11 protein-coding genes and 1 tRNA gene are annotated in these 8,677 nt (G+C 72.1%); 10 read left to right on the forward strand and 2 right to left on the reverse strand.

The features are described 5' to 3' along the window. Window positions 1–29: 29 nt before the first annotated feature. Window positions 30–1,640: a helicase HerA-like domain-containing protein gene (locus ABTZ17_RS24210; protein WP_352197792.1), complete on the reverse strand. Its 1,611-nt coding sequence runs from the start codon at window positions 1,638–1,640 to the stop codon at window positions 30–32. A gap of 88 nt (window positions 1,641–1,728) precedes the next feature. Between ABTZ17_RS24210 and ABTZ17_RS24215 the strand changes: the two genes are divergently transcribed. Both ABTZ17_RS24215 and ABTZ17_RS24220 read left to right on the forward strand, forming a co-directional pair. Beyond that, the gene (locus tag ABTZ17_RS24215; protein ID WP_352197793.1) at window positions 1,729–2,025 is read left to right on the forward strand and encodes a type II toxin-antitoxin system VapB family antitoxin; all 297 of its coding nucleotides are present in this window, start codon (window positions 1,729–1,731) and stop codon (window positions 2,023–2,025) included. A 112-nt stretch (window positions 2,026–2,137) separates the two neighbouring features. Continuing rightward, window positions 2,138–2,788: a LytR C-terminal domain-containing protein gene (locus ABTZ17_RS24220; RefSeq protein ID WP_352197794.1), complete on the forward strand. Its 651-nt coding sequence runs from the start codon at window positions 2,138–2,140 to the stop codon at window positions 2,786–2,788. 57 nt (window positions 2,789–2,845) lie between these two features. On the opposite strand, the gene upp is transcribed toward ABTZ17_RS24220, so the two are convergent. Further along, window positions 2,846–3,481, reverse strand: a complete 636-nt coding sequence (upp, locus tag ABTZ17_RS24225; RefSeq protein ID WP_352197795.1) for a uracil phosphoribosyltransferase — start codon at window positions 3,479–3,481, stop codon at window positions 2,846–2,848. A 169-nt stretch (window positions 3,482–3,650) separates the two neighbouring features. Here upp and ABTZ17_RS24230 point away from each other — a divergent pair, with 169 nt between their 5' ends. The 8 genes from ABTZ17_RS24230 to ABTZ17_RS24265 all read left to right on the forward strand — a co-directional run. Next, entirely contained in the window at window positions 3,651–3,944 is a 294-nt protein-coding gene (locus tag ABTZ17_RS24230; protein ID WP_352197796.1) for a hypothetical protein, read from the forward strand. A 241-nt stretch (window positions 3,945–4,185) separates the two neighbouring features. After that, entirely contained in the window at window positions 4,186–4,737 is a 552-nt protein-coding gene (locus ABTZ17_RS24235; protein WP_352197797.1) for a tRNA adenosine deaminase-associated protein, read from the forward strand. A 95-nt stretch (window positions 4,738–4,832) separates the two neighbouring features. Continuing rightward, window positions 4,833–5,261, forward strand: a complete 429-nt coding sequence (tadA, locus tag ABTZ17_RS24240; protein ID WP_352197802.1) for a tRNA adenosine(34) deaminase TadA — start codon at window positions 4,833–4,835, stop codon at window positions 5,259–5,261. 118 nt (window positions 5,262–5,379) lie between these two features. Then, window positions 5,380–5,464, forward strand: a tRNA-Ser gene (locus ABTZ17_RS24245). 85 nt (window positions 5,465–5,549) lie between these two features. Further along, window positions 5,550–5,837, forward strand: coding sequence for a hypothetical protein (locus ABTZ17_RS24250; RefSeq protein WP_352197798.1), 288 nt, complete (start codon window positions 5,550–5,552; stop codon window positions 5,835–5,837). A 384-nt stretch (window positions 5,838–6,221) separates the two neighbouring features. After that, a complete protein-coding gene (locus tag ABTZ17_RS24255) occupies window positions 6,222–6,383 on the forward strand; it encodes a hypothetical protein (protein WP_352197804.1) in 162 nt (53 codons plus the stop codon). Between the two features lie 208 nt (window positions 6,384–6,591). Further along, window positions 6,592–7,641 carry an RNA polymerase sigma factor SigF gene (locus ABTZ17_RS24260; RefSeq protein ID WP_502994816.1) on the forward strand — a complete coding sequence of 350 codons (1,050 nt, stop codon included), beginning with the start codon at window positions 6,592–6,594 and terminating at the stop codon, window positions 7,639–7,641. 221 nt (window positions 7,642–7,862) lie between these two features. Next, window positions 7,863–8,677, forward strand: an 815-nt coding sequence (locus ABTZ17_RS24265) for an RNA polymerase sigma factor SigF (protein WP_352197799.1), incomplete at its 3' end; no start/stop codon positions are given.

Consider the following 8,677-nt stretch of genomic DNA (forward strand, 5'->3'; position numbering starts at 1 on the left):
GTCGGGACACCGGCGCCACCGCCCGCCGCTCAGCGCCGCTTGCGGGCCGTGCCGAAGATCGAGCGGGAGATCTCGCGGCCCAGCTGGGTGCCGATGGAGCGGGCCAGGGAGCGGAAGATGCCGCTGCCCACCACCTGCTCCGCCAGCGAGGGGTCCGGCTTCGGCGCGTTCCGGGCCGCCGCGCGGGCCTGCTTCTCGGCCTCCTTGGCCTGCTTCTCCGCCGCGGCCGCCGCGGCCGCCTCCTCCGCGGCCGCCTCCGCCGCCGCCTGCTCGGCGCTGATCTTCTCGTAGGCGGACTCCCGGTCCACCGGCTCGGCGTACCGCGAGTACAGCAGCGAGGCCCGCACCGCCGCCTCCAGCGCCGCCGGGTCCGCCGGTCCCATCAGCGACCGCGGGGCCCGCAGCCGCGTCGCCGCCACCGGGGTCGGCGCGCCCTTCTCGCTCAGCACCGTCACCACGGCCTCGCCGGTCCCGAGGGCGGTGAGCAGCTCCTCCAGGTCGTAGTCCGAGTTCGGGAAGGTCTTCACGGTGGCCTTGAGGGCCTTGGCGTCGTCCGGGGTGAAGGCCCGCAGCGCGTGCTGGACGCGGTTGCCCAGCTGGGCCAGCACGTCGGCCGGTACGTCCTTCGGGGTCTGGGTGACGAAGAAGATCCCGATTCCCTTCGAGCGGATCAACCGCACCGTCTGGGTGATCGACTCCAGGAAGGCCTTGGAGGCCCCGTTGAAGAGCAGGTGCGCCTCGTCGAAGAAGAACACCAGCTTGGGCCGGTCCAGGTCGCCGACCTCGGGCAGGTCGTTGAAGAGGTCCGCGAGGAGCCACATCAGGAAGGTGGAGAAGAGCTGCGGGCGGTCCTGCACGGACGGCAGCTCCAGGACGGACACCAGCCCCCGCCCGTCCGCGGCCGTCCGCAGGAACTCGCTCGTGTCGAACTCGGGCTCCCCGAAGAACTCCGCCGCCCCCTGCTGCTCGAAGGCCGTCAGGGCCCGCAGGATCACGCCCGCCGTGACCGTGGACAGTCCACCGATCCCCTTCAGCTCCGCCTTGCCCCGGTCCGAGACCAGGAAGGCCACCACCGCCCGCAGGTCCTTGAGGTCGTACAGCTCCAGGCCCTTGGAGTCGGCGTAGTGGAAGATCAGCCCGAGCGACTGTTCCTGGGTCTGGTTGAGCTGGAGCACCTTCGACATCAGCACGGGACCGAAACTGGTCACCGTGGCCCGCAGCGGGATCCCGGAGCCGATCCCGCCCAGGGAGTAGAACTCGCACGGGAAGCCGGCGGGCTCCCACTCCTGCGCCACGTCCCGGGCCCGCTCGGCCACCTTCTCGTTCGACGCGCCCGGGACGGAGATTCCGGAGACGTCCCCCTTCACGTCCGCGAGGAAGACCGGAACCCCCTGCGCCGAGAGCTGCTCGGCGATCAGTTGGAGGGTCTTCGTCTTGCCGGTGCCGGTGGCCCCGGCGACCAGTCCGTGCCGGTTCAGCATGGGCAGCGGGATGCGGACCTGCTTGTCCGGCAGGCAGGCGCCGTCCCAGAGCAGGGCGCCCAGTTCGAGGGCCGGACCGGTGAAGGCGTACCCGGCCGCGATGGCGTCGGCGGGGGACGGGGTGACGGAGCCGTCGGCCGAGGGGGTGGTCTCACTCATCTATCGCTCCCGGGTTGTCGCTATTCGTCACCTTTGCACCCGCGTCCGGAGGCTGCGCCCGCAGCCACCGGCCCGGTAGGCTTTCCGTGTGATCTTCAAGCGCATCGGAAACGGGCGGCCCTACCCCGACCACGGCCGGGAAAGCGTCCGGGCTTGGGCGGATGTCGCACCGCGCCCGGTCCGGCTGGACCAGCTCGTCACCACCAAGGGACAACTGGACCTCGAAACGCTGCTCGCCGAGGACTCCACCTTCTACGGCGACCTCTTCGCGCACGTCGTGAAGTGGCAGGGCGACCTCTACCTGGAGGACGGGCTGCACCGCGCCGTCCGCGCCGCGCTCCAGCAGCGCCAGGTGCTGCACGCCCGCGTCCTCGAACTGGGCTGATCCCCGGGGCGTCGCGGCCGCGACCGGGGCGGATTGCGCCTTTCGGGTCGGGCCTGGCCCCTTCATAGATCATTTAGTAGGCATCGTCACCGGGCCGCACTACGCTGCGCCCATGAGCATGCTGACTCCCCCAGGCATGGGCGGAAAGTACCGCGTCACGGGGACCGCCTACCCCCGCATGCGCCGCCCCCGCCGCCGCCGGATCGTGCTCGCGGTCCTCGGGTCGGTCCTCGCACTCGGCCTGCTCGGCTACGGGACCCTGCAGCTCTTCGACGTGTTCGGGGGCGACGGGAAGAAGCAGGCGGCGGCCGCCCCCCGCAAGGACTGCGTCCGCGACACCGTCGCGAAGCCCGGCGCGGCCACGGCCGCCCCGGCCGCCGCGAAGGCGCTCCCGAAGCCGGGCCAGATCACCGTCAACGTCTACAACGCCACCCCGCGCAGCGGACTGGCCAAGGCCGTCGGCGACGAACTCAAGAGGCGCGGCTTCCGGGTGGGCAAGGTCGGCAACGCCCCCACCGCCTTCGACAAGAAGGTCGCCGGCACCGGGATACTGCTCGGCTCCCCGCGCACCGACCAGGGGCTCTACGCGGTGCTCGGCACCCAGCTCGCCGGTACCGACCGGCGGACCGACGCCCGGGAGACCCCCGACCTCGACCTGATCCTCGGCACCGCCTTCAAGGCCCTCAGCCCGAAGGTCGAGGCCGACCGGGCGCTCGCCGCCCTGGCCGCGCCACCGGCGCCGGCCCCCTCCGCACGCTGCTGAACCCGTGCCCCGCCCCGGTCTCCGGGGCGGGGCACGGTCGTCAAGGTCGCTACGGCCCTATTCGGCGGCGCCGTACATGCGGTCACCGGCGTCGCCCAGGCCCGGCACGATGTAGCCGTGCTCGTTGAGCCGCTCGTCGACCGAGGCGGTCACGACCGTCACCGGCTGCCCGGCCAGGTCGCGCTCCATGACCTCGATGCCCTCGGGCGCCGCCAGCAGCACCACGGCCGTGACGTCGTCGGCGCCCCGCTTGATCAGCTCCTGGATGGCCGCGACCAGGGTGCCGCCCGTGGCGAGCATCGGGTCCACCACGTACACCTGGCGGCCGGAGAGGTCCTCGGGCATCCGGGTGGCGTACGTGGACGCCTCCAGGGTCTCCTCGTTGCGGACCATGCCCATGAAGCCCACCTCGGCGGTCGGCAGCAGCCGCACCATGCCGTCGAGCATGCCCAGGCCGGCCCGCAGGATCGGGACGATGAGCGGGCGCGGGGTCGAGAGCTTCACACCGGTGGTCGGCGAGACCGGGGTCTCGATCTCGGCCTGCTCGGTGCGCACGTCCCGGGTGGCCTCGTACGCGAGCAGGGTGACCAGCTCGTCGGCGAGCCGCCGGAAGGTGGGGGAGTCCGTGCGCTTGTCACGCAGGGTGGTCAGTTTGTGCGCCACCAGCGGGTGGTCGACGACGTGGATCCGCATGACCCCACAGTAACCGGGGAAGGGCCCCCGGCCGCCCCCCGCGACCTCGGCACCCCCGCCCCGGCCCCCGCTGGTGGCGTCAACCGGCCGGTCCGGGGGAAGGTGGGGGAACGGGAGGCTCCGCCACACGGCGGAGGACGAGGCCGACCAGCCCGGGATGGTGACGCCGATGCCCGACGAGCAGCGGACCGAGGACGTACGCACGAGCCGCGCCGGACGCCTGCGGGCCCGCCCCGCCCCCGCGGAACCCCCCGCGGCGGCCGGCACGGCCCCGGCGGACGGCATCGTGTCCGCGGAGCCCGCCGACGGCGAACAGGAGACCGCCGCGCAGCGCAGGCAGCGCCGCGCGCAGTTCCTCCGCGACCTCAACGAGGCCCGCGAGCTGCGCGAACGGGTGCAGCCACGGCGCGCCCGGGCCGCCCGGATGCGCCAGCAGATGCGGATGCGCACCTTCCGTTGGTGACCGGCTCCGGGCGCCGCGCCGGGCGAACGGCGTCCGAACGGAGTCCGAAAAGCTCCCCGCGCCACCCCCGACGTGCACGGCACGGCACGACGCAAGCGCGGAAGACCTCTCGCGGAGCCGCCGTTTCTGCCACGATGCCGACTGGGGCGGGGCCCGGGACGGCGATCCGGCCGTGCCACCTCCCCCACCTCCGGCCGGGGGGACCTCCAACCGGCACGCCTAGACCAGTGGGAGAGTCACGGTGTACTTCGCCGCACTGCTCGCGCGCACCGAAGACGGGTGGGAAGCGAGCGACACGGAACTCGACGACGTCGAGACGCTGTCCGATCTGACCGAACTGGCCCGGGAGGCCACGGCCGAGGACGAGACCGTCCTGGTCTTCATCGAGCAGGAGGACTCCTGGTTCGCCCTCGTCCGCATCGACGGTGAGGAAGACCCGCGCATCTACGTGTCGGACGCGGCCGCCGCGGCCCGCAGCTCGTACGGGGAGATCATCCTCACCGACGAACTGCTCGGCCGCGACCCCGGCTCGCTCGACGACGAACTGGAGGAACTGACCGACCTCGACGGCACCGAGGACGGGGAGCCCGACCCGCCGTCCGGGTTCACCGAGGAGGACGAGGAGGAATCCGGACCGACCGCCGAACCCGTGCCGGTGGGGCCGATCGGGGACCTCCAGATCCTCTCCGACCTGGGCATGTCCCAGCGGGAGCTGCTGGCCCTCGACTCCGACGTGCTCGCCGAGATCGCCGACGCCCTCGGCGCGTCCGAGGTCCTGGAGACCGTGCGCTAGTGGAACGACCGCGCCACGCACCACCCGCCGGGGCTCCGGCCGCACCCCGCGGACCGGACGCCCCGGACCCGGTCCGGGACCCCTGGCGCGCCCCCATGCGCCTGGCCCTGGACGAGGCCGAACGGGCGGCACTGGCCGGTGACGTACCGGTCGGCGCCGTCCTCCTCGACCCCGCGGGCACCGTCCTCGCCACCGGGCACAACGAACGCGAGCTGACCGGCGACCCCACCGCGCACGCCGAGGTCCTGGCCCTGCGCCGGGCCGCGGCCGCGCTCGGGGAGTGGCGGCTGACGGGGTGCACCCTCGTGGTCACCCTGGAGCCCTGCGTGATGTGCGCCGGGGCCCTGGTGCAGTCCCGGGTGGCCCGGGTCGTCTTCGGGGCCGGGGACGAGAAGGCCGGCGCGGCGGGCTCCCTCTGGGACCTCGTCCGCGACCGCCGGCTCAACCACCGGCCCGAGGTGATCCGCGGGGTGCTGGGCGAGGAGTGCGCGGCCCGGCTCTCGGCCTTCTTCCGGGACCGCTGACCGGCCTCCGGGCCGGTCACGGGCCGGGCGCGGAACGCCGGCGGGACGGCGGCTGAACGGCGGTGCCGGGTGGGGCCGATTTGCAAAGCACTCTCCGGCGTGCGCTAGGATTCGTCTCGGTAGTGTGTCCGAGTGGCCGAAGGAGCTCGCCTCGAAAGCGAGTATGGGGCAACCCATCGGGGGTTCAAATCCCTCCACTACCGCCCTGACGAGAGCCCCGGTTCGTACGAACCGGGGCTCTCGCGCGTTCCCGCCGTGACCGGCCGCCGGCTCGGCCGTTGTCACGGCATGACCAAGACCCAGCGCCTCCTCGCCGCCGTCGCCCTCGCCGGCGCGGCCGCGGGCTTCGCCGCCCCCGCCGCCTCCGCGGCCCCCCTCGCCCCGCTGCCCGTCGAGGACCTCCTCCCGGCCGCCGCCCCGGACATGCCAGCCGAGGCCTCCCCCGAGATCCAGCAGATCGGCCAGGGCCTGAACAAGCTCAACGAGCTCAACCAGCTGATGGCCCTCCCCGACCAGCTGGAGCCCGTGATCCAGCCCGTGGCGCCCGTCCTGGGCCTCGTCGGCGCCTTCGAGTAGCCGCAGCCGCACCACACGCGGGCCCGGACGCACAGAAGGCCCCGACCTGGGGGTCGGGGCCTTCTGACGTAGGACGGGGGGAAGCGGCATCGGGGGGACAAGCCGCTTCCCCCAGGAGGACGGAACCTGCCAGTCCGAGCCGCAGTCAGGGGGGAAGCTTGCGGCTCGGACCCCGCAGTGAGGTCCTGTCCCATGGCCCTCCGGTTTCCTGCCAGAACCGGTGGGCTCGTCATCAATACTGCCCCCGCCACCGCCGCCCGAGGAGCGGCAAAGGGCCCGGACCCCCAGGTCATTGGTCCATAAACCCCGGGTGAGGGCCGCCACCCGACCGGTTAGACTCACGCCCACGTGGCGTGGACCGGCAGGGGAGGCCGTAACCCGATCATGGACATCAAGAAGGTCGTCACGTGGGTGCTCGCCATCTTCGTGCTCTACACGATCATCACCCAGCCGGCCAAAGCGGCCGATTTCGTCCTGATAGGTTTTCAGGGCGTCTCCGACGCCGCCCGAGGCATTGGCGCGTTCATGACTGAACTGGTGAGCTGAACCCGCGCCCCGCACCGGCTTCCGGCCCACCGGCCTCTCATCCGACGGGTGAGGGGCCCTCCGCATATTCGGCCCCGGCCGCCCCCCTTCATGTCCAACTTGCCCTCAACACGGCGATATACGGTGCTTGCACACAGTGCACATGTCTTGTGATGCTATGACCGCTTTTGCCGGATGAGTTGACTGACCATGAAGGGGTGGCGAGACCGTGTCGGCCAGTACAACGCCTCAGGTGCCGCCCCAGCAGGACGAACCCCACCCGGCGGCGGGCCACCTCCCGACGGGGGCCCTGATCCCCGCCACAGCCGCCCCAGCCGTCCCTGCTGCCACTACTGCCACCACGGCAGGCACGGGCACCCTCGGCACCACGGCCACGGCGGCCCTCGCGGGCACCACCGGCCCTGTGGGCCCCGGAGGCCCCACGGGCCCCGTGGCGCCCGGAGCCCGTGCCCCCGAGGCGCGGACCGCCGAACCGGCCCCCGGGCGCCCCCAGAGCCGCGGCGCGGACACCCGGGCCCTGACCCAGGTGCTCTTCGGCGAGCTGAAGGGCCTGGAACCGGGCACCAGCGAGCACACCCGGGTCCGCGGGGCCCTGATCGAGGCGAACCTCCCGCTGGTCCGGTACGCGGCGGCCCGCTTCCGCTCCCGGAACGAGCCGATGGAGGACGTGGTCCAGGTCGGCACCATCGGCCTGATCAACGCCATCGACCGCTTCGACCCCGACCGCGGCGTGCAGTTCCCCACCTTCGCGATGCCCACCGTGGTCGGCGAGATCAAGCGGTACTTCCGCGACAACGTCCGCACCGTCCACGTGCCGCGGCGCCTCCACGAACTGTGGGTGCAGGTCAACGCGGCCACCGAGGACCTCACGACCGCCCACGGCCGCACCCCCACCACCGCCGAGATCGCCGAACGGCTGCGCATCTCCGAGGAGGAGGTGCTCTCCTGCATCGAGGCGGGCCGCTCGTACCACGCCACCTCCCTGGAGGCCGCCCAGGAGGGCGACGGGCTGCCGGGGCTGCTGGACCGACTCGGGTACGAGGATCCCGAGCTGGTCGGCGTGGAGCACCGGGACCTGGTCCGGCACCTGCTGGTCCAGCTGCCCGAGCGGGAGCAGCGGATCCTTCTCCTGCGCTACTACAACAATCTGACGCAGTCGCAGATCAGCGCGGAGCTCGGGGTCTCGCAGATGCACGTCTCCCGACTGCTCGCGCGGAGCTTCGCCCGGCTCCGGTCCGCAAACAGGATCGAGGCGTAACCGTATCGAGTGGTGTTCACTCCGCTCGTTTACCGACAGATCCGGCTCATTCGCCTCTGTCGCTGCACAGATATGTCGACTTGGCGCTACAGCGCGTTGCCGACATGTGACATTCTGCTTGAACCGCGTTTGCCGCAGCCCCGCCTCCGGTATTCAGGTGGAGGCTGCGTTCCTCCGACGGACGCGCCAGCCGCGACCGTCCGCGACCTCAAGGGGGTGGCATGTCCGAAGATCAGGGCAGCTCCAAGGTGCTCACGCTCACGAAGAGCGAGGCGCCGGCGGCTACGCTCGACCGCCCGGAAGCCATCGACACCCGAACCCTCTCCCGCTCCCTGTTCCAGCGGCTCGCCACACTGGAGGACGACAGCCCCGAACGGGCGTACGTACGCGACACCCTGATCGAGCTCAACCTCCCGCTGGTCCGGTACGCGGCGGCCCGCTTCCGCTCCCGGAACGAGCCGATGGAGGACATCGTCCAGGTCGGCACCATCGGCCTGATCAAGGCGATCGACCGCTTCGACTGCGAACGCGGCGTGGAGTTCCCGACGTTCGCGATGCCGACCGTGGTCGGCGAGATCAAGCGCTTCTTCCGGGACACCTCCTGGTCGGTGCGCGTGCCGCGGCGCCTCCAGGAGCTGCGCCTCGCCCTCACCAAGGCCAGCGACGAGCTCGCGCAGAAGCTGGACCGCTCGCCGACCGTCACCGAACTCGCCGCGGTGCTCGGGGTGTCGGAGGAGGAGGTCGTCGACGGCCTGGCCGTGGGCAACGCCTACACCGCCTCCTCGCTGGACTCCCCCTCCCCGGAGGACGAGGGCGGCGAGGGCTCGCTCGCGGACCGGCTGGGCTACGAGGACACCGCCCTGGAAGGGGTGGAGTACCGCGAGTCCCTGAAGCCGCTGCTGGCCAAACTCCCGCCCAGGGAACGGCAGATCATCATGCTGCGGTTCTTCGCCAACATGACGCAGTCGCAGATCGGCGAGGAGGTCGGCATCTCCCAGATGCACGTCTCCCGACTGCTGACCCGCACCCTGGCCCA

Origin of the sequence: Streptomyces sp. NPDC097619 (assembly GCF_040302735.1) — a bacterium.
Classification (GTDB): domain Bacteria; phylum Actinomycetota; class Actinomycetes; order Streptomycetales; family Streptomycetaceae; genus Streptomyces.